Origin of the sequence: Telmatospirillum sp. J64-1, assembly GCF_006980715.1 — a bacterium.
GTDB classification, from domain to species: Bacteria; Pseudomonadota; Alphaproteobacteria; order Rhodospirillales; family Magnetospirillaceae; genus Oleiliquidispirillum; species Oleiliquidispirillum nitrogeniifigens.
In genome coordinates this window covers 22,997-42,610 of sequence record NZ_SBHN01000024.1, presented here as the reverse complement: position 1 = coordinate 42,610, position 19,614 = coordinate 22,997, and the positions used below count along the sequence as shown (strand labels likewise).

Below are 19,614 nucleotides of genomic sequence, written 5' to 3'. Positions count from 1 at the left end.
GCCGCCGCAGGACCGCCGCCAGGACCGATGGCCTAGCCCTTAATTCCCGGCCGGACGCTCAGGCAAAGGCTTGCAGATGCGACTGATATATTAGTATACTTTAAGCGGAATGATCCGGGCAGACCCTGCCCCACACAGACACACAGACAGCCAAGAGAGAAGCGATGCTCCACCCCGACCGGCTTTTCCCGAGCGACCCCATCCAGCGCGGGATCGCCCGTAGCCTGTATTCCGAGGTCCGAGACCTGCCGATCATCAGCCCGCATGGCCATACCGATCCGGCCTGGTTCGCCAAGAACGAGCCCTTCCCCGACCCGGCATCGCTTTTCGTCAAGCCCGACCACTACGCCTTCCGCATGCTCTACAGCCAGGGCATCAGCATCGAGAGCCTGGGCGTGCGCCGCCTCGACGGCAGCCCGGTGGAGACGGATTCGCGCAAGATCTGGCGCATCCTGGCGTCCAACTGGCACCTCTTCCGCGGCACGCCGACCCGGATGTGGCTGGAACACGCTTTTGAGACCGTCTTCGGCGTCACCGAGCGCTTGAGCGCCGAAAGCGCCGACCGCATCTACGACCAGATCCAGGACTGCCTGAACCGTCCCGAATTCCGCCCCCGCGCCCTGTTCGAGCGTTTCAACATCGAAGTCCTCTGCACCACCGAATCCCCGCTGGATACGCTGGAGCACCACCGCGCCATCCGTGACAGCGGCTGGACCGGCCGCGTCGTCACCGCCTTCCGTCCCGACCCGGTGGTCGACCCCGAATTCGAAGGCTTCGCCGCCAATGTGGAAGCCCTGGGCGGCCTGACCGGCGAGAACACCGCCACCTGGACCGGCTATCTGGCCGCCCTGGCTAAGCGCCGCGCCTATTTCAAGGAATTCGGCGCCACCTCGACCGACCACGGCCACCCCACCGCGACCACCGCCGATCTGCCCCAGGACGAGGCCGCCCGCCTGTTCGACAAGGCGCTGAAGGGCAACGTCACCCCGGCCGAGGCCGAGCTGTTCCGCGGCCAGATGCTGACGGAAATGGCGCGCATGAGCCTGGAGGACGGGCTGGTCATGCAGATCCATCCCGGCTCGTTCCGCAACCACAACCCGCAGGTCTTCGAGCGTTTCGGCCGCGACAAGGGCGCCGACATCCCCTCGCAGACCGAATATGTCCGCGCGCTGAAGCCGCTGCTCGACCGCTTCGGCAACGAGCGCGACCTGACCATCATCCTGTTCACGCTGGACGAAACCACCTATTCCCGTGAACTGGCGCCGCTGGCCGGTCATTATCCCGCCCTGCGCCTGGGCCCGGCCTGGTGGTTCCACGACAGCCCGGAAGGCATGCGCCGTTTCCGCGAGATGGTCACCGAGACCGCCGGCTTCTACAACACCGTCGGCTTCAACGACGATACCCGCGCCTTCTGCTCGATCCCCGCGCGCCACGACGTGGCCCGCCGCATCGACTGCGCCTTCCTGGCGCGCCTGGTCGCGGAGCATCGCCTGCCCGAGGACGAAGCCCACGAACTGGCGAAGGACCTCGCCTACAATCTGGCTAAAAAAGCATACAAGCTGTGAGGACGGCCGCCCGCGCTCACACAGGGAAGGAAATGCCATGGCTTCACTGACGATTCGCCTGCATCCCGCCGACAATGTCGTCGTCGCGGGCATGGACATCCTGCCGGAGACTCCCGTCCCCGGCAGCGATGCCGTCACCAGGACCACGATCCCGGCCGGTCACAAGATCGCCGTCCAGGCCATCGCGCCGGGCGAGCCGGTACGCAAGTACAACCAGATCATCGGCTTCGCCTCCGAGGCCATCGCGCCCGGCGACCATGTGCACGTCCACAATGTGAGCATGGGCGACAATTTCTCGCGGGATTACGCCTTCGGCGCCGATGCCGTGCCGACCGACTTCATCCCCGAGGCCGAGCGCGCCACCTTCCAGGGCATCGTCCGCCCCGACGGGCAGGTGGCGACGCGCAATTATATCGGCATCCTGACCTCGGTGAATTGCTCGGCCACCGCCGCCCGCATGATCGCCGATCACTTCCGGGGCAATGCCCTGGCCGATTATCCCAATATCGACGGCGTGGTGGCGCTGACCCATGGCTATGGCTGCGGCATGGCCAACCAGGGCGAGGCCATCGATTCCCTGCGCCGGACCATCGCCGGCTATGCTCGCCATCCCAATTTCGGCGCGGTGCTGCTGCTCGGCCTGGGCTGCGAGGTCAACCAGGTGGACAGCTTGGTCGAGGCCGAGGGGCTGACCCCGGGCGAGCGCCTGCACACCCTGTCGATCCAGGAATCCGGCGGCACCAGCACCTCGGTGCGCGAAGGCATCAAGTTCATCGAGAAGCTGCTGCCCAAGGTCAATGACGTGACCCGCCAGACGGTCCCGGCCAGCCATCTGGTCCTGGGGCTGCAATGCGGCGGCTCGGACGGCTATTCGGGCATCACCGCCAATCCCGCCTTGGGCCATGCCGTCGACCTGCTGGTGCGCAACGGCGGCACCGCCATCCTCAGCGAAACACCTGAAGTCTATGGCGCCGAGCATCTGCTGACCCGCCGCGCCGCCACCCGCGAAGTCGGCGAGAAGCTGGTCGAGCGCATCCGCTGGTGGGAGGAATACACCACCCGCACCGGCGGCGAGATGAACAACAACCCCTCGCCCGGCAACAAGAAGGGTGGCCTGACCACTATCCTTGAAAAGTCGCTGGGCGCGGTCGCCAAGGCCGGCACCACCAATCTGGTCGATGTCGTGCGCTATGCCGAGCCGGTCACCGGCAAGGGGCTGGTCTTCATGGACACGCCCGGCTACGACCCCGTCTCGGCCACCGGCCAGGTGGCGGGCGGCGCCAATGTCATCTGCTTCACCACGGGGCGCGGTTCGGTCTTCGGCTGTAAGCCCTCGCCCAGCCTGAAGCTGGCGACCAACACGCCCTTGTTCCAGCGCATGCCCGACGACATGGACATCGATTGCGGCACCATCGCCACCGGTGATGCCACCATCGCGGAAGTGGGCGAGCAGATCTTCCAACTCATCCTGGAAACCGCCTCGGGCCGCAAGACCAAGAGCGAGGAACTGGGCTTCGGCTCGGATGAATTCGCTCCGTGGCAAATGGGCGCGGTGATGTAAGCTGACGGGCTGGAAGGTCCGCGACGCCTCCCGCAAGGGATGCAGGCGCGCGGGCCTTCCTTCCGTTCACCTCCACAGGAAGAACCCCTATGAGCGGGACTCCGGAACCGGCGGCCCAGGCCCCCGTGACTTCCCTGCGCGCCGACGAGCCGGTCCAAGGCATTCTTCTCGTCGTCACTGCCGTTGCCCTTTTTTCCTGCTCCGACGCCCTGGCGAAATATCTCAACCAGTCGCTGCCGCCGGTCGAGATCGCCTGGCTGCGCTATCTCGCCTTCACGCTGTTCATCCTGCCGGTGGCCTTCCACCAGGGCCGCCGGGTTCTCTATCCCGCCCGCCCCAGCCTGCAGCTCCTGCGCGGCTTCGCCATGGCGGTGGCGGCCGTCTTCTTCATCACCGGCATCGGCTATCTGCCGCTCGCCGAAGCCTCCGCCGCCAGCTTCGTCGCACCGGCCTTCGTCACCGCCTTCTCCATTCCCCTGCTGGGAGAGAAGGTCGGCTGGCGGCGCTGGGTCGCCGTCCTGGTCGGGCTGACGGGCGTCATGATCGTGTTGCGGCCGGGCGGCGAGTCCTTCCAGATGGCTTCCATCTTTCCGCTTCTGTCCGCCGTCGCCTTCGCCCTGGGCATCGTCATCACGCGAAAGATGTCCGGCCATGACGGCGCCTCCACCACCCTGATCTGGAGCGCCGTGACCGGGCTGGTGGTGATGACGATCCTGGTGCCCTTCAGCTTCGTCGTGCCGACCCCGGCCCAGCTGGGCGTGGCCGCCGCCATCGGCGGAATCTCGGCGCTGGGACAGTTCCTGCTGATCCGTGCTTATCGCTTCGCCGAGGCTTCGGTCCTGGCGCCCTATACCTATATCCAGCTCGTCTGGGCGGCCGTGCTCGGCTATCTGGTCTTCGACGCCATTCCGGATCTCTGGACCTTTATCGGCACCGGCGTGATCATCGCCAGCGGCCTCTATACGGCCCATCGCGAACGGATCGCCGCCCACCAGCGCATGGCCCTTCGCTCTTGCGCAAAAATAGACTGATATACTAGTATACAGAAAAAGAATGGGAGAAACGGGAATGCCTCCTTCACCGCGCCGCATCGCCGCCTTGGGCGAATGCATGGTGGAATTGTGCCGCCGCCCGGACGGCTTGCTTTCCATGGGCTTCGGCGGAGACACCTTGAACACGGCCATCTACATGGCCCGCCTGGGCGTTCCCGTCGATTACGTCACCGCCCTGGGCGACGATCCCACCAGCGACGAGATGCAGGCCTCGTGGGAGGCGGAAGGCATCGGCACCGGCCATGTGCTGCGCGTGCGCGGACGCCTGCCCGGCCTCTACATGATCGAGACCGATGCGGCGGGCGAGCGGCGCTTCCTCTACTGGCGCGACCAGGCCCCGGCCCGCGACCTCTTCGCCCTGCCGGGAACCCCGGCGCTCGAAGCCGCGCTCGAAGGCTATGACCTGCTCTATCTCTCGGGCATCAGCCTGGCGATCTGGGGCGAGGCCGGACGGGCACGCTTCTTCGCCCTGGCCGAGCGCCTGCGCCGCCGCGGCGGACGCATCGCCTTCGACACCAACTGGCGCCCCCGGCTGTGGCCTGACCGCGAGACCGCGCGCCGCGCCTATGACGAGATGTTCCGTCACACCGACATCGCCCTGCCCGGCGTCTGCGACCTGCGCGAGCTTTACGATGATGCCGACGAGGCCGCCGTTCTGGCCCGCCTGCGCGGCTTCCGCATTCCCGAGATCGTACTGAAGCGCGAGGACCCGGGCTGCATCCTCTGCAGCGAGGACGGAGACGTCGTCGTCCCCGCCGAACGGGTCGAGACGGTCGTCGATACCACGGCGGCCGGTGACAGCTTCAGCGCGGGCTATCTCGCCGCCCGCCTGCAGGACAAATCCCCCCTCGAGGCCGCCCGCGCCGCCCATCGCCTGGCCGCCCAGGTCATCCAGCATCGCGGCGCCATCATCCCGCGCGAGGCGATGCACAGCCTTGCCCCTTTGTAAGGAGGCCGTCATGACCACACCGCTTTTCGAACCCCTGATCACCGGTCCGCGCATCGTCCCGGTCCTCGTCCTCGACCAGCCCGAGGATGCCGTTTCCCTGGCCCGCGCCCTGGTCGCGGGCGGCCTGCGCATGCTGGAAGTGACCCTGCGCACGGAAGCCGCCCTGGCCTGCGCCGAGGCCATCGCCGCCAAGGTGCCCGAAGCCGTCGTCGGCCTGGGCACGCTGACGCGGCCCGAACATTTCGCCCAGGCCCGCGATGCCGGTGCCCGCTTCCTCGTCAGCCCCGGCCTGACCGACAAGCTGGCCCAGGCCGCCCATGACACCGGCCTGCCCTATCTGCCGGGCATCGCCACCGTCAGCGAGGCGCTGATCGCCCGCGAGCACGGCTTCCTGGAGCAGAAATTCTTCCCCGCCATGCTCAGCGGCGGCGCGCCCGCCCTGAAGGGCATGGCTCCCCTGCTGCAGGATGTGCGCTTCTGCCCCACGGGCGGCATCCGCGCCGAGATGGTCACCGAGATCCTGGCCCTGCCCAATGTCTTCGCCTTGGGCGGCACCTGGCTGACCCCCGCCGATGCCGTGCGCGAGAAGCGCTGGGACGAGATCGAGCGCTTGGCCCGCGAAGCCACCGCCCTCGTCCCCTGATCCCGACATCCGATAATAAGCCGTCCAAGGAGATTTTCAGCATGCAGCGCCTGAACCGGCAAGACCTCGCCAGCGGCAAGATCGCGGCAGACCATACTGCCGGCGCCCCCGTCCTTCCCGTCGCCGTCCTGCAAATCGGCGACGGCAATTTCCTGCGCGGCTTCGTCGACTGGATGATCGACGTCGCCAACGGCGCCGGTCACCTCAAGGCGGGCGTTGCCATCGCCCAGCCCCTGGATCAGGGCATCGCCGGTCTCCTGAAGGAGCAGGACAACCTCTATACGGTGCTGCTGCGCGGGATCGAGAACGGCAAGGAAGTCGAAACCCGCCGCGTCGTCAGCTGCGTCTCCGACACCCTCAATCCCTATCGGGAATGGGACCGGATGCTGGCCCATGCCGTCTCGCCCGATCTGCGCTTCGTCGTCTCCAACACCACGGAAGCCGGCATCGCCGATGTGGAAGAGGCTTATAAGGACGGCACCTGCCCCGACAGCTATCCGGCCAAGCTGGCGGCCCTGCTGCTGGCCCGTTACAAGGCCCTGGGCGGCAGCGCCGAGAGCGGCCTTGTGATCCTGCCCTGCGAACTGATCGAGGCCAACGGCGCCACGCTGAAGCGCATCGTACTGCGCCATGCCGAACGCTGGGGCGTGGAAGACGGCTTCGCCGCCTGGGTCGAACAGCACAATCATTTCCTCAATACCCTGGTGGACCGCATCGTCCCCGGCTTCCCGCGCGACGAAGCGGAAGAGCTGTTCGCCCGCTGGGGCTATCAGGACGGCCTGACCGTGGCCGGCGAGCCCTTCCATGTCTGGGTGATCGAAGGCCCCGCCGAGATCGCCGAGCGCTTCCCGCTGCACAAGGCGGGGCTGAACGTGGTCTGGACCGACGACCTGCAGCCCTATCGCACCCGCAAGGTGCGCATCCTCAACGGCGCCCATACCGCCGCCTCCCTGCCCGCCTTCGTCGCCGGGCTGGACACGGTGAAGTCGATGATGGACGACCCCACCGTCTCGGCCTATCTGAACAAGGTGATGTTCGAGGAGATCGTGCCCTTCGTGCCCCTGCCCGAGGCCGAGCGGCAGGACTACGCCAAGACCATCATGGAGCGCTTCGGCAATCCCTATATCCGGCACGAACTGATCTCGATCGCGCTGAATTCCGTGTCGAAGTGGCAGGTCCGCGTCCTGCCCAGCCTGAAGGATTCCGTCGCCGCCCATGGCGAGGCCCCGGCGGGCCTGTCCTTCTCGCTGGCCGCCCTGCTGCGCTTCTATCGCGGCGAGATGGTGGACGGCGCCTATACCGGCCGCCGCGACGCCGGCAGCTATCCCATCCGCGATGACGCCGCCGTGATCGCCATCCTGCGCGACGCCTGGGCCGCCCATGGCGCCGATCCGCAGGCGCTGGTCTCCACCCTGCTGGCCGAGACCCGGCTGTGGGGCGAGGACCTAACCCGCATCCCCGGCCTTGCCGCCCGCGTCACCGAATCCCTGGCCGCCATCGAGGCCAAGGGCATGGCGCAGGCGATGGCCGCGCTGGTCCGGTCCTGACCCCAGCTTTTTTCTTCGTTTCCTCCCTAAACTTGGGCCCCGCTTCGGCGGGGCTTCTTTTTTGGCTCGTCGCGCTTCAAGCGGGAGAAGCGGGCAAAAAAAGACCCGGCTGCCTTACGGCAGCCGGGTCGAGGTGGGAGAGAGCCGCTTATCCCAGGACACGCGGCAGGAAGAGCGAGATTTCCGGGATATAAGTCACCAGAAGCAGGGTGACGATGCAGGCCAGGTAGAAGGGCCAGATGGTCCGCACCGCCTGCATGATCGGTATCTTGCCGACGGCGCAGCCGACGAAGAGCAGCGATCCCACCGGCGGCGTCGCCAGACCGATCCCGAGGTTGAGGATCAGCACGATGCCGAAATGCACCGGATCCATGCCGAAATAGGTGATGACCGGCAGGAAGATCGGCGTGGTGATGATGATCAGCGGCGACATGTCCATGAAGCAGCCAAGCACCAGCAGCAGCAGGTTGATCAGCAGGAAGATGATCAGGGGATTGTCGCTGACCGACTGCATCAGCTCGACCATCGCCGTGGGCACCTGCAACAGCGCCAGCAGCCAGCCGAAGGACGCCGCCGAACCGATGACCAGCAGCACCATGGCGGTGGTCTTCGCGGCCCCCGTGGTGGCGATGACGAAGTCGCTCCAGCTCAGGCTGCGATAGACCAGCAGGGTGATCAGCAGGGCGTAGACCACCGCGATCATCGAGCTTTCGGTCGCGGTGAAGATACCCGAGCGCACGCCGCCGACGATGATGGCGATCAGGAGCAGGCCGGGCACCGCCGCGACGAAGATGCGCCCCAGCATCGCCCAGCCGGGGAAGGCCTCGGCCGGATAGCCGCGCTTGCGGGCCACCCAATAGGCCGCGACCATCAGCATGACCGCCAGCAGCAGGCCGGGCAGGATACCGGCGGTGAACAGGTCGGCGATCGAGATCATGCCGCCCGCCGAGATCGAATAGATGATCAGGTTGTGGCTGGGCGGGATCATCAGGGCGATGATGCCCGAGGTCACCGTCACGTTGACGGAATAATCCACGTCATAGCCGCGCTTCTTCATCTGCGGGATCATCAGCCCGCCGACCGCCGAGGCATCGGCCACGGCCGAGCCGGAAACGCCGCCGAACATGGTCGAGGCGGTGACGTTGACCAGCCCCAGCCCGCCGCGCAGATGGCCGATCATCGCCGCCGCCAGCCGGACCAGCTTTTCCGCGATGGCGCCGCGCAGCATCAACTCGCCGGCATAGATGAAGAAGGGAATCGCCATCAGGGCGAAAGCGTTCATGCCCGAGGACATGCGCTGAAAAACGATCAGCGGCGGCAGGCCCATGTAGAGGATGGTCGCCAGGGAGGAAATGGCGAGGACGAAGGCAATCGGCACGCCCAGCACCAGCAGCACGGCGAAGGTGCCGAAAAGGACCGTCAGTTCCATGATGCGAAGTCCTTACTTAGTCTGCTGGGAAAGCTTGAGGGCGGCATCGGCATGCGCCTGGGCCAGGGCTTCGGCACCGGCCTGTGCCCGGCGTTCGACCAGCAGGACCAGGACCCGCTCGATCGAGAACAGCACGATCAGGACGCCCGAGAAGACCAGCGCCAGATAGGACGTGCCTTCGGGAATGTTGAGGACGGGAATGGTCGCGGCCCAGGTTCCGCGCACCAGATCCATGCCGTAATAGGCCATCGTACCGCCGAACACGCCGACGATGACGAAGCTGAAAAGGTCCATGGCCACGCGCACCGGCTCGGGCACGATGTCGCGGAACAGGTCCAGACCAAGGTGAAACCGCTCGCGCACTCCGACCGCAGCGACCAGCAGAATGAACCAGAGCATCAGGAACAGGGAAACGGGTTCCGTCCATGAAGGGGTGTCATTGAGGACGAAACGCCCCCAGACCTGCCAAGCGACGGCGGCGGTCATCAGGAACAAGCCCGTCGCACCGATCCACAAGGCCAGCCGGCTGACCACATCGAGCAGACGGGTCAGGAAGTGGAGCAGAGATTTCATGCTACTTCTCTAAATGAAAAAGCCGCGCCGGCAAGCCGGCGCGGCACACATGGCGTTATTGCACAGCGCGGATGCGCTCAACCATGTCCTGCATCTGCGGGTCGGTGACATGCTTGGCATAGACCGGCTCGACCGCCTTCATGAAGGCATCCATGTCCACTTCATGGATTTCCGCACCGGCGGCGATGACCGCTTCACGGGACTGGGCTTCACGCTCCTTCCACAGCTCGCGCATCTTGGCGACCGATTCCTGGGCAGCCTTGCGGACCAGTTCCTGGTCCTCGGCCGACAGCTTGTCCCAGCTGCGCTTGGACATCACCAGGATTTCCGGCGCCATGGTGTGGCCGGACAGCGAGTAATACTTGGAGACCTCGAAATGGCGGGTGCTGTGATAGCTGGGCCAGTTGTTCTCGGCGCCGTCGATCACGCCGGTCTGCAGGCCGCTATAGACTTCGCCGAAGGGCATCGGCGTCGGGTTAGCGCCCAGGGCCCGCATGGTGTCGATGAACAGGTCCGACTGCTGGACGCGGATCTTCAGGCCCTTCATGTCTTCCAGCGTGCGCACGGGACGGCGGGAATTGTAGAAGTTGCGCGTGCCGGAATCGTAATAGGCCAGGCCGACCAGACCATGCGGCTCCAGCGCCTTCATGATTTCCTGCCCGATCTCGCCGTCCATCACCTTGTACATGTGCTCTTCCGAGCGGAACAGGAAGGGCAGGCCGGGCACGCGGGTGATCGGGGCGATGTTGTTCAGCAGCGCCAGATTGACGCGCAGCATGTCGATCACACCGAACTGCGTCTGCTGGACGGTATCCCGCTCCTCACCCAACTGGCCGGAATGGAAGACCTGGATGCTCAGGCGGCCGTCCGTTTCCTTCTTCAGGATTTCGGACATAAATTCGACGGCCTGGACGGTCGGATAGTCGGCGGGATGGGTGTCGGAGGAACGGAAGGTTACCTGCTGGGCCTGCGCAGCACCGACAGTGGCCATGATCCCCACGGCTGCGGTTGCGACCAGCTTCATCACTGCTTTCATGGTTTTCCTCTTCGTTGGTTCTGTTGCTCCCGGCAGGAGGGACTGCTAAGAGCGTCTTGCGCACTGCAATGGCCGGAACGGCAGGCCAGCGTCACATATACTAATATACCAGATAGAAAAATCCAAGGCAATGGAACCATTCCCACCGAATGCTGCCGCCAGCCGCAAGCCGTTGAAATAAAATTACCCAGCCGGGACTCCCCGCGCGTCCCTTGCAGGAAGGCGCTAGGCCATAATCCTGAAGTTGCGATCCTCTTCCCCGCCTTGAGAATCCGCCGCCATTCCTCCACCCGGGGTTAGGCGCAGGCGAATATCCCCGCGCCGCAAGCTATCGGTGGTAACACAAAAAAGATCTAATTTTGTTGCGTAATGTTCCTTATCGGCCATTCTGGCCGAGGAAACCGGTGGCGCCCGCACCGCCTCCGACCGCCGACGCCGTGCTAGAGAGAATTTTATGACCACCGCGCTTATCCGCATCCGGGCCGCCATCGAGGACATGCCCGAGGCCCTGTCGCGCATCGGGAAATACGTGCTGGACAATCCCGACAAGGTGCTGCGTTCGTCGCTGGACGAAGTCGCCGCCTTTTCCCAAAGCGGCCAAGCCAGCGTCATCCGCTTCTGCCGCCTGCTCGGCTATCGGGGCTTCGCCGATTTCAAGCTGAACCTGGCCGCCGACCTGGCCCACCGCCAGGCCGATGCGCTCGCCCCCCGCCAGCAGGGCAGCGCTTTGGCGGCGCAGCTTACCGCCTCCATGACGGCGACGGCACAGGGCCTCGACCCCGCCACCGTCGAGGCCCTGGCGCAGCGCCTGAAGACCAGCCGCCGCATCGACATCTTCGGCGGCGGCATCTCCGGCATGGTCGCCAGTATGCTGTCCTACCGCCTGCAGCGCCTGGGACTGGTCGCCCAGGCTTATCAGGACCCCTTGCTGGCCCACGAGATCATGGTCGGGCTGGATTCGGGCTGCACCGCCATCGCGGTGTCGGAGACCGGTGTGACCCCGGCCACCCTGCAATTCCAGCAGGCCGCCAAATCCGCAGGCGTCTATACCGCCGCCGTGACCAGCCGCGCCGCCAGCCCGCTGGCCCGCCGCTGCGACCTCGCCTTGATCACCGTGCCGGTCGATCCGCCGCCGGTGAACGGACAGCTCGGCGCGGCCTTCGCCAAGCTGCTGGTGGTGGAGACCCTGGCCTCGGCCATCGCACGGTCATAAGAATTCGGAGTTTTTCACCCTTACTTTCCGCATAGCCCGCCCAGATTTCACGATTCCTTCTTTTTACGCCTTGCCTTTTTCTTGGCACCTATAGCAGCGACGCGGCGCCACCCCGGCCACAGGCACGGGTCAATATGGAGAAAATCTCCACACCATCGCCTCTCCTGCTCAGGACCGAGACAGCATGCGCAAGAATGTCCTTCTCATCGTCGTGGACCAATGGCGGGCGGATTTCATCCCCCATCTGATGCGCCGGCAAGGGCGCGAGCCCTTCCTCGAGACGCCCAATCTCGACCGCCTGTGCCGCGAGGGCGTGACCTTCCGCAACCATGTCACCACGGCGGTGCCCTGCGGCCCGGCGCGGGCCAGCCTGCTGACCGGGCTGTACATGATGAACCACCGGGCGGTGCAGAACACCGTGCCGTTGGACAGCCGCCATTTCACCCTCGGCATGGCGCTGCGCGAAGTCGGCTATGACCCGGCCCTGATCGGCTACACCACCACCACACCCGATCCGCGCGCCACCAGCGTCAACGATCCGCGCTTCCTGCAACTCGGCGACATCATGGAAGGCTTCCGCTCGGTCGGCTCCTTCGAGCCGGACATGGAAGGCTATTTCGGCTGGGTCGCAGGCCAGGGCTACCCCCTGCCGCCGGAACGCACCGATATCTGGCTGCCCGAGGGCGAGGACTCCATTCCCGGCGCCACCGACCGCCCCGCCCGCATCCCGCGCGAATTGTCCGACACCAGCTATTTCACCGATTGCGCCCTGCGCTATCTGCACGGCAAGCGGGGCAACCCCTTCTTCCTGCATCTCGGCTATTGGCGGCCGCATCCGCCCTTCGTCGCCTCGGCGCCCTATCACGCCCTCTATCGCCCCGAGGACATGCCCGCCCCGATCCGCGCCGAGACGCCGGATTCCGAGGCCGCCCAGCATCCGCTGCTGCGCTTCTACATCGACAACATCCGCCAGGGCTCCTTCTTCCAAGGTGCCGAAGGCTCCGGCGCCGCCATGGACGAAGCCGCCATCCGCCAGATGCGCGCCACCTATTGCGGCCTGATGCGCGAAGTCGATGACGGCCTGGGCAAGGTCTTCGCCCATCTCGACGAGACCGGCCAGTGGGACGATACCCTGATCATCTTCACCAGCGACCATGCCGAACAGCTGGGCGACCACTACCTGCTGGGCAAGATCGGCTATTTCGACGAGAGCTTCCGCATCCCGCTGGTGATCAAGATGCCGGGCAACGACGCCCGCGCCGGTGCGGTGGAAAGCGCCTTCACCGAAAGCGTCGATATCATGCCGACGATCCTGGACTGGCTGGGCGGCGAGGTCCCGCGCGCCTGCGACGGCCGCTCGCTGCTGCCGCTGCTGCACGGCCAACGCCCCGCCGACTGGCGCACCGAGCTGCATTACGAATACGACTTCCGCGACATCCATTATTCCGCCGCCGAGACCGGCACGGGCGTGAGCATGGACGAGGCCAGCCTCTGCGTCGTGCAGGACGAACGCTACAAATACGTCCATTTCGCCGCGCTGCCGCCGCTGTTCTTCGACCTGCGCGACGATCCCCACCAGTTCACCAACCTGGCCGAGGACCCGGCCTATGCCGGTCTCGTCAAGGACTACGCCCAGAAGGCGCTGTCCTGGCGCCTGCGCCATGCCGAACGGACGCTGACCCATTACCGCGCCACGCCGCGCGGCCTGGAAAAGCGGGTCACCGCCAGCGAGGCCCTGCTCGCCCGCACCCGCTGATTTGCTCCACCGTTTTTCGTCTTCCGTCTTCCCGTATGCGGAGATCAACCATGCTCGACTTGTCCCGCCGTTCCTTCCTGGGCGTCGCCGGTGCCGCCGGCGGCACCCTGCTGCTGCCGCGCTTCGCCCTCGCTTCCGCCGATCCCCGCCCCTCGATCACCATCGCCGTCCAGAAGATCACCAACACCAACACGCTGGACGTCCTGCGCGAGCAGTCCAATGTGGGCGAGCGGGTGTTCTTCTCCTCGCTGTGGGAAGGTCTGATCGGCCGCAACTGGGGCAACAAGCTGGAGCCCGTTCCGCTGCTCGCCACCGAATGGCGGCGCATCGACGACAAGACAGTCGAACTGACCCTGCGCCAGGGCGTCAAGTTCCACAACGGTGATGAACTGACCGCCGAGGATGTGGTCTTCAGCTTCAGCCGCGAACGCGCCTTCGGCACCACCGAACCGGCCAACCGCACCACCGTCTCCGTCTCCGGCGACGGCATCCCGCAGCCCCGCGCGGGCATGGAACTGCCCCCCGAGGTGCCCGCCGTCGCCCGCCGCAACTGGCCCGACCTGGTGCGCGTCGAGGCGGTGGACAAATACACCGTCCGCTTCGTCAACGCCTCGCCCGACGTCACCCTGGAAGGCCGCATCGCCCGCTACGGTTCGGAAATCATGAGCCGCCGGGGCTGGGAAGAGGCCAACAGCTATCTCGACTGGGCGCGCAAGCCGATCACCACCGGCCCCTACAAGGTGGTGGAGATGGTGCCCGACACCTCGCTGACGCTGGAAGCCCATGACGAATACTGGGGCGGCCGCCCGCCGCTCAAGCGGATCCGCTTCGTCGCGGTCAGCGAAGTCCCCAGCCGTATCGCCGGCCTGCTGTCGGGCGAATACCAGTTCGCCTGCGACATCCCGCCGGACCAGATCGCCGAGATCGAAGCCAATCCCGCCTTCGAGGTCCAGGGCGGCACCATCCTCAACCACCGCCTGATCGTTTTCGACAAGCATCACCCGCAGCTCGAAAACCCGCTGATCCGCCGCGCCATGACCCATGCCATCGACCGCCAGGCCATCGTCGACGCCCTGTGGGCGGGCCGGACCGTGGTGCCGAAGGGGCTGCAATGGGATTACTACGGCGACATGTTCGTCTCGGACTGGGACGTTCCGGCCTTCGATCCCAAGCTTGCCGCCGACATGGTCAAGCAGGCCGGATACAAGGGCGAGCCGATCCCCTATCGCCTGCTCAACAACTACTACACCGCCCAGGTCCCGACGGCGCAGGTGCTGGTCGAGATGTGGCGCCAGGTCGGCCTCAACGTCCAGATCGAGATGAAGGAGAACTGGTCGCAGATCCTGGAACGTTCGCCCACCCGCGCGGTCCGCGACTGGTCCAATTCCGCCCCCTTCAGCGATCCGGTCTCCTCGATCGTCAACCAGCACGGCCCCAACGGCCAGCAGCAGCAGGTCGGTGAGTGGGAGAACAAGGAAGCCAACCTGCTGGCCGCCGTGCTCGAAACCTCCACCGACCACGCCGAACGCAAGAAGGCCTTCCGCCGCATGATGGAAATCTGCGAACGCGAGGATCCGGCCTATACGGTGCTGCACCAGAACGCCACCTTCACCGCCAAGCCCAAGGCGCTGAAGTGGAAGGCGGCCCCGGCCTTCGCCGTGGACTTCCGCGCCGGCAACTGGGGCTGACGGCGATGGCGGCGCTGCTTTCCCTGCGTGACCTGCGGGTCGCGTTCGATGGGGTGGCCACCTTGCGTGGCCTTTCCCTCGACATCGCGCCCGGCGAGGCGCTGGGCATGGTCGGCGAATCCGGATGCGGCAAGTCGATCACCTGGCTCGCCGCCCTCGGCCTGCTGCCGCGCAAGGCACGGGTCGAAGGCAGCGCCCGCATCGGCGGCACGGAACTGATCGGGGCGCCGCCCGCCCTTCTTGACGATATCCGGGGCGGGCGCATCGGCATGATCTTCCAGGATCCTGCCAGCGCCCTCAACCCGGTGCTGCGCATCGGCCGCCAATTGGCCGAGGCGCTGCGCCTGCATCAGGGATTGACCGGCGAGGCCGCCCGCGCGGAAGCGAAGCGGCTACTCGATATCGTCGGCATTCCCGACGCCGCCCGCCGCCTGAACGCCTATCCGCATGAATTGTCGGGCGGGCAGAACCAGCGGGTGATGATCGCCATGGCCCTGGCGGGCAATCCGGACCTGCTGATCGCCGACGAGCCGACCACCGCCCTGGACGCCACCATCCAGGTGCAGATCCTCGACCTGCTGGGCCAACTGCGGCGCGAGCGCAACATGGCCCTGGTGCTCATCAGCCACGATCTCGGGCTGGTGGCGGAGCATTGCGACCGCGTGGCGGTGATGTATGCCGGGCAGATCGTCGAGGAAGCCCCTTCCGACGACCTCTTCGCCCGTCCCCTCCACCCCTATGCCGAGGGATTGCTGCGCGCCCTGCCGCGCCTGACCGGGCCGCGCCAGCCGCTCGATCCCATTCCGGGCACGGTGCCCGACATGCGCGCCCTGCCGCCCGGCTGCGCCTTCGGGCCGCGCTGCCCCCGCCGGATCAATGCCTGCCGCAGCACCCAGCCCCGGCTGCGCGAGGCCGGGCGGGGCCGCCGCGTCAACTGCCTGAACGATACCGCCTCGCCCGCGGCAAGCGGCACGAGCGGCCGCATGACCGGAGACGCCGCGTGAGCGCCCTGCTGGACGCCCGCAATCTCGGCCGGACCTATCGGATGCGCCAGGGCCTGTTCGGCCGCGTCCTCGACATCCATGCGGTGGACGGCGTCGATCTTAGCGTCGCGCCGGGCGAAACCTTGGGCTTCGTCGGCGAATCCGGCTCCGGCAAGTCCACCACCGGGCGGATGGTGCTGGGGCTGGAACCGCTGGATGCGGGCGAGGTTCGTTTCGAGGGCGAACCCCTGCCGCCCACCGGTTCGCCCGCCTGGCGGCGCCAGCGCACCCGCATGCAGATGATCTTCCAGGACCCGCTCGCCGCCCTCGACCGCCGCCTGACCATCGGCGTGCAGGTGCGGGAACCGCTCGACATCCACGATATCGGCGCACGGGAAGAACGGGACGAACGCGCCCTGTCCCTGCTGTCCCTGGTGGGGCTGAGCCCGGTCCATGCCGCGCGCTATCCCCATGAACTCTCGGGCGGCCAGCGCCAGCGCGCCGTCATCGCCCGCGCTTTGGCGACCGAGCCGCGCCTGCTGGTCTGCGACGAGCCGGTCTCGGCCCTGGACGTCTCGATCCAGGCCCAGGTGGTGACCCTGTTGCAGAAGCTGCAGGACAACCTGGGCATCGGCATGCTGTTCATCAGCCACGACCTGCGCGTGGTGCGGCAGATCAGCCACCGCATCGCCGTCATCTATCTCGGCCGCATCGTCGAGGAAGGGACGGCCGAAGACCTCTTCCAGGCGCCGCTCCACCCCTATACCCAGGCCCTGGTCGCCGCCTCGCCGGAACCGGGGCGGGGCAAGATCCGTCGGCAGCCGTTGCAGGGCGATCCGCCCAATCCCGCCGACCGCCCCTCCGGCTGCGCCTTCCATCCGCGCTGCCCGGTCGCCGAGGCCCGCTGCCGGGACAGCCTGCCGTCCCTGACGCCCGTGGACGGGACAAGGCGGGTTGCCTGCCATCTCGTCTCCCGCCAGTAACGGAGTCCCCTGCCCATGCTGCGCTTTCTCTCCCTGCGACTCGGCCGGGCGGCGCTGACCATCGTCCTGGTCGTCACCTTCGCCTTCGTGGTGCTGCGCCTGTCCGGCGACCCCGCCATGCTGATCATGGGCGCCGAGGCATCGCCGGAAGCCATCGCCGCCTTCCGCGCCTCCTGGGGCCTCGACGAGCCGATCTGGGTCCAGTATTTCGCCTATTTCGGCGCCCTGGCGCAGGGGGATCTGGGCATGTCCATGCGCGACGGCCGCCCGGCCCTGGACATGGTGCTGGACCGGGTGCCGGCGACGCTGGCGCTGACGGTTCCGGCCCTGCTGATCAAGATCGGCCTGGGCATTCCCGCCGGCATCTATGCCGCCCTGCACCGCGACAGCGCCATCGACCGCGCCGTGATGGTCCTCGCCATCGCCGGCTTCACCGTGCCCAGCTTCGTGCTGAGCCTGCTGCTGGTGCTGCTGTTTGCGGTGAAGCTGGGCTGGCTGCCCTCGGGCGGCAACCAGACCCTGCTGCATGCCGTGCTGCCGGTCCTGACCCTGGGCATCGGCGGCGCCGCCATCCTGGCCCGCTTCACCCGCAGCGCCATGCTGGAGGTCCTGAACCAGCCCTATGTCCGCACCGCCAGCGCCAAGGGCGTGCCGTGGCGGCGGGTGGTGGTCGGGCATGTCCTACCCAATGCCATGATCCCCACCGTCACCATCATCGGCTTCATGGTCGGCAATCTGATCGCCGGGGCGGTGGTGGTGGAAAGCGTGTTCTCGTGGCCCGGTATCGGCCGGATGCTGGTGACCGCCGTGGCCAACCGCGACCTCGCCGTGGTGCAGACCATCCTGCTGCTGGTCGCCGCCACCATGGTCGCCGCCAACCTGATCGTCGACCTGCTGTACGGCGTGCTCGACCCGCGCCTGCGCCAAGCCCCCGCCGCCCGGGGCGGACATTGAGATGCCCGGAGGGAGCCTTGCGATGAAAGACACGCCCATTTCCCCGGACCAGATGTCCGAAAGCACCGAAGCCAGCCATCCCGCCGGCAGCTTCCGCCCGAGCCGTCCGCCGGTGCCGCTGGCGGTCTGGCTGGCCGGGGGCTGGGTGGTGGCGATGGTGTTGGTCGCCCTGCTGGCCGATATCCTGGCGCCCTACGGCATCACCGCCCTCGACCTACGCAACCGCCTGGCCCCGCCCGGCACGCCCGGCCATTGGCTGGGCACCGATGAACTGGGCCGCGACGTGCTGTCGCGCCTGATCGTCTCGATCCGCGTCTCGCTGCTGATCGCCTTCGGCGCGGCCGTGCTGTCGGCGGTGCTGGGCACCACGCTGGGCTTCCTGGCGGCGCATTTCCGGGGCGTCGTCGAGCAAATCGTCCTGATGCTGGCCGACTTCCAGGCCGCCTTGCCCTTCCTGATCCTGGCCCTGGCGGTGCTGGCCTTCTTCGGCAATTCGCTGGTGCTGTTCGTCTGCCTGATGGGCCTGCTCGGTTGGGAACGCTATGCCCGCATCGCCCGCGGCCTGGCGCTGTCCTCCAGCGGCCAGGGCTATGCCGCCGCCGTGCGCCAGCTCGGCGCCTCGCCCGCGCGGGTCTATTTCCGCCACATCCTGCCCAACACCGCCTCCACCCTGATCGTCTCGATGACCATCGTCTTCCCCGAGATCATCCTGATGGAAAGCGGCCTGTCCTTCCTCGGCCTCGGCGTCCAGCCGCCGCAGACCAGCCTGGGCAGCATGGTCGGCTATGGCAGGGAATACCTGACGACGGCGCCGTGGATCATGCTGGCCCCGGCCATCACCATCATCCTCACCACCCTGGCCGTCAGCCTGCTCGGCGACTGGCTGCGCGACCGCCTGGACCCGACCCTGCGGTGATTTCCCTTTCCCGGTTCTTCTCTCTATCCAAGGCTCGATAATGTTCGATCTGGTTATTTTCGACTGCGACGGCGTTCTGGTGGACAGCGAAGTGCTGTCGGCAGAGGCGGAGGCCGAGGCCTTCGCCGCCTGCGGCATCCCCATGAGCGCCGAGGACATCCTGACATCCCTGGTCGGCCTGTCCGAGGGCGCCATGTGCGACTGGGTCGAGGAATATTACGGCATCCGCCCCACGGAGACCTTCTTCACCCTTTACCGCCAGCGGCGGGAGGAATTGTTCGCCCACTCCCTGGCGCCCTGCCTGGGCGTGGCCGACGCCATCGCCGCCCTAGACGTCCCCGTCTGCGTCGCCTCGAACAGCCCCGTCCACCGCATCGCCCACAGCCTGTCGGTCACCGGCCTCGCTTCCCTGTTCGGACGGCATGTCTACAGCGCCGACCATGTGAGCCGCCCCAAACCGGCGCCCGACCTGTTCCTTCACGCCGCCGCCCAGTTCGGCGTGTCCCCCGCCCGCTGCCTGGTGATCGAGGACAGCCCGCTCGGCGCCATCGCCGCCCGCATGGCCGGAATGACCTGCTTCGGCTATTGCGGCGCCAGCCATATCCGCGACGGCCATGAAGAAAAGCTGCTGCGCCAGGGCGTCAGCGCCACCTTCCGCGACATGGCCGAACTGAACCGCATCATCGCCACCCATACCGACATGACCGCCCTCCAGGCCTCGGCCTGACATCAATCATTTCCGTCATGCCCGTACCGGCGGGCATCC

Annotated in this window: 17 protein-coding genes; 14 read left to right on the top strand and 3 right to left on the bottom strand. The window is 66.7% G+C overall.

Annotated elements, in window-relative coordinates:
- Nucleotides 1-164 precede the first annotated feature (164 nt).
- From uxaC to EPD66_RS19610, 6 genes are all read left to right on the top strand, one after another.
- Nucleotides 165-1,565 carry a glucuronate isomerase gene (gene uxaC, locus EPD66_RS19635; RefSeq protein ID WP_142850223.1) on the top strand — a complete coding sequence of 467 codons (1,401 nt, stop codon included), beginning with the start codon at nt 165-167 and terminating at the stop codon, nt 1,563-1,565.
- A gap of 37 nt (nt 1,566-1,602) precedes the next feature.
- On the top strand, nt 1,603-3,126 hold the full coding sequence (locus EPD66_RS19630) for a UxaA family hydrolase (protein WP_142850222.1): 1,524 nt from the start codon (nt 1,603-1,605) through the stop codon (nt 3,124-3,126).
- An 89-nt stretch (nt 3,127-3,215) separates the two neighbouring features.
- A complete protein-coding gene (locus EPD66_RS19625) occupies nt 3,216-4,157 on the top strand; it encodes a DMT family transporter (protein WP_142850221.1) in 942 nt (313 codons plus the stop codon).
- Between the two features lie 37 nt (nt 4,158-4,194).
- The gene (locus EPD66_RS19620; protein ID WP_142850220.1) at nt 4,195-5,127 is read left to right on the top strand and encodes a sugar kinase; all 933 of its coding nucleotides are present in this window, start codon (nt 4,195-4,197) and stop codon (nt 5,125-5,127) included.
- Nucleotides 5,128-5,137: 10 nt separating this feature from the next.
- Nucleotides 5,138-5,770 carry a bifunctional 4-hydroxy-2-oxoglutarate aldolase/2-dehydro-3-deoxy-phosphogluconate aldolase gene (gene eda, locus EPD66_RS19615; RefSeq protein ID WP_142850219.1) on the top strand — a complete coding sequence of 211 codons (633 nt, stop codon included), beginning with the start codon at nt 5,138-5,140 and terminating at the stop codon, nt 5,768-5,770.
- Between the two features lie 41 nt (nt 5,771-5,811).
- On the top strand, nt 5,812-7,317 hold the full coding sequence (locus tag EPD66_RS19610; protein WP_142850218.1) for a tagaturonate reductase: 1,506 nt from the start codon (nt 5,812-5,814) through the stop codon (nt 7,315-7,317).
- 148 nt (nt 7,318-7,465) lie between these two features.
- On the opposite strand, the gene EPD66_RS19605 is transcribed toward EPD66_RS19610, so the two are convergent.
- Genes EPD66_RS19605 through EPD66_RS19595 form a run of 3 tightly spaced genes read right to left on the bottom strand, consistent with a single transcriptional unit; the run spans nt 7,466 to nt 10,355 of the window.
- On the bottom strand, nt 7,466-8,746 hold the full coding sequence (locus EPD66_RS19605) for a TRAP transporter large permease (RefSeq protein WP_142850217.1): 1,281 nt from the start codon (nt 8,744-8,746) through the stop codon (nt 7,466-7,468).
- Nucleotides 8,747-8,758: 12 nt separating this feature from the next.
- Nucleotides 8,759-9,319: a TRAP transporter small permease gene (locus EPD66_RS19600; protein ID WP_142850216.1), complete on the bottom strand. Its 561-nt coding sequence runs from the start codon at nt 9,317-9,319 to the stop codon at nt 8,759-8,761.
- A gap of 55 nt (nt 9,320-9,374) precedes the next feature.
- Entirely contained in the window at nt 9,375-10,355 is a 981-nt protein-coding gene (locus EPD66_RS19595; protein ID WP_221931036.1) for a TRAP transporter substrate-binding protein, read from the bottom strand.
- A 454-nt stretch (nt 10,356-10,809) separates the two neighbouring features.
- On the opposite strand from EPD66_RS19595, the gene EPD66_RS19590 reads away from it, so the two are divergent.
- The 8 genes from EPD66_RS19590 (at nt 10,810) to EPD66_RS19555 (ending at nt 19,575) form a co-directional block, all read left to right on the top strand.
- A complete protein-coding gene (locus tag EPD66_RS19590; protein WP_142850215.1) occupies nt 10,810-11,568 on the top strand; it encodes a MurR/RpiR family transcriptional regulator in 759 nt (252 codons plus the stop codon).
- Nucleotides 11,569-11,752: 184 nt separating this feature from the next.
- Complete coding sequence (gene pehA / locus EPD66_RS19585) at nt 11,753-13,324, top strand: phosphoric/sulfuric ester hydrolase PehA (RefSeq protein WP_142850214.1); 1,572 nt, start codon at nt 11,753-11,755, stop codon at nt 13,322-13,324.
- 50 nt (nt 13,325-13,374) lie between these two features.
- On the top strand, nt 13,375-15,012 hold the full coding sequence (locus tag EPD66_RS19580) for an ABC transporter substrate-binding protein (RefSeq protein WP_142850213.1): 1,638 nt from the start codon (nt 13,375-13,377) through the stop codon (nt 15,010-15,012).
- Nucleotides 15,013-15,017: 5 nt separating this feature from the next.
- The gene (locus EPD66_RS19575) at nt 15,018-16,016 is read left to right on the top strand and encodes an ABC transporter ATP-binding protein (RefSeq protein WP_142850212.1); all 999 of its coding nucleotides are present in this window, start codon (nt 15,018-15,020) and stop codon (nt 16,014-16,016) included.
- On the top strand, nt 16,013-16,978 hold the full coding sequence (locus EPD66_RS19570) for an ABC transporter ATP-binding protein (RefSeq protein ID WP_142850211.1): 966 nt from the start codon (nt 16,013-16,015) through the stop codon (nt 16,976-16,978). Before EPD66_RS19575 ends, EPD66_RS19570 begins: the two co-directional genes overlap by 4 nt.
- A gap of 15 nt (nt 16,979-16,993) precedes the next feature.
- Nucleotides 16,994-17,932, top strand: a complete 939-nt coding sequence (locus EPD66_RS19565) for an ABC transporter permease (protein WP_142850210.1) — start codon at nt 16,994-16,996, stop codon at nt 17,930-17,932.
- 22 nt (nt 17,933-17,954) lie between these two features.
- On the top strand, nt 17,955-18,848 hold the full coding sequence (locus EPD66_RS19560; RefSeq protein WP_255448591.1) for an ABC transporter permease: 894 nt from the start codon (nt 17,955-17,957) through the stop codon (nt 18,846-18,848).
- Between the two features lie 40 nt (nt 18,849-18,888).
- Nucleotides 18,889-19,575: an HAD family hydrolase gene (locus EPD66_RS19555; protein WP_142850208.1), complete on the top strand. Its 687-nt coding sequence runs from the start codon at nt 18,889-18,891 to the stop codon at nt 19,573-19,575.
- Nucleotides 19,576-19,614: the final 39 nt, after the last annotated feature.

Excerpts from the sequence above, each read along its gene's own strand:
- uxaC (WP_142850223.1), top strand. The coding sequence starts at position 165 with ATGCTCCACCCCGACCGGCTTTTCCCGAGCGACCCCATCCAGCGCGGG.
- EPD66_RS19630 (WP_142850222.1), top strand. The coding sequence starts at position 1,603 with ATGGCTTCACTGACGATTCGCCTGCATCCCGCCGACAATGTCGTCGTC.
- EPD66_RS19625 (WP_142850221.1), top strand. The coding sequence starts at position 3,216 with ATGAGCGGGACTCCGGAACCGGCGGCCCAGGCCCCCGTGACTTCCCTG.
- EPD66_RS19620 (WP_142850220.1), top strand. The coding sequence starts at position 4,195 with ATGCCTCCTTCACCGCGCCGCATCGCCGCCTTGGGCGAATGCATGGTG.
- eda (WP_142850219.1), top strand. The coding sequence starts at position 5,138 with ATGACCACACCGCTTTTCGAACCCCTGATCACCGGTCCGCGCATCGTC.
- EPD66_RS19610 (WP_142850218.1), top strand. The coding sequence starts at position 5,812 with ATGCAGCGCCTGAACCGGCAAGACCTCGCCAGCGGCAAGATCGCGGCA.
- EPD66_RS19605 (WP_142850217.1), bottom strand. The coding sequence starts at position 8,746 with ATGGAACTGACGGTCCTTTTCGGCACCTTCGCCGTGCTGCTGGTGCTG.
- EPD66_RS19600 (WP_142850216.1), bottom strand. The coding sequence starts at position 9,319 with ATGAAATCTCTGCTCCACTTCCTGACCCGTCTGCTCGATGTGGTCAGC.
- EPD66_RS19595 (WP_221931036.1), bottom strand. The coding sequence starts at position 10,355 with ATGAAAGCAGTGATGAAGCTGGTCGCAACCGCAGCCGTGGGGATCATG.
- EPD66_RS19590 (WP_142850215.1), top strand. The coding sequence starts at position 10,810 with ATGACCACCGCGCTTATCCGCATCCGGGCCGCCATCGAGGACATGCCC.
- pehA (WP_142850214.1), top strand. The coding sequence starts at position 11,753 with ATGCGCAAGAATGTCCTTCTCATCGTCGTGGACCAATGGCGGGCGGAT.
- EPD66_RS19580 (WP_142850213.1), top strand. The coding sequence starts at position 13,375 with ATGCTCGACTTGTCCCGCCGTTCCTTCCTGGGCGTCGCCGGTGCCGCC.
- EPD66_RS19575 (WP_142850212.1), top strand. The coding sequence starts at position 15,018 with ATGGCGGCGCTGCTTTCCCTGCGTGACCTGCGGGTCGCGTTCGATGGG.
- EPD66_RS19565 (WP_142850210.1), top strand. The coding sequence starts at position 16,994 with ATGCTGCGCTTTCTCTCCCTGCGACTCGGCCGGGCGGCGCTGACCATC.
- EPD66_RS19560 (WP_255448591.1), top strand. The coding sequence starts at position 17,955 with ATGAAAGACACGCCCATTTCCCCGGACCAGATGTCCGAAAGCACCGAA.
- EPD66_RS19555 (WP_142850208.1), top strand. The coding sequence starts at position 18,889 with ATGTTCGATCTGGTTATTTTCGACTGCGACGGCGTTCTGGTGGACAGC.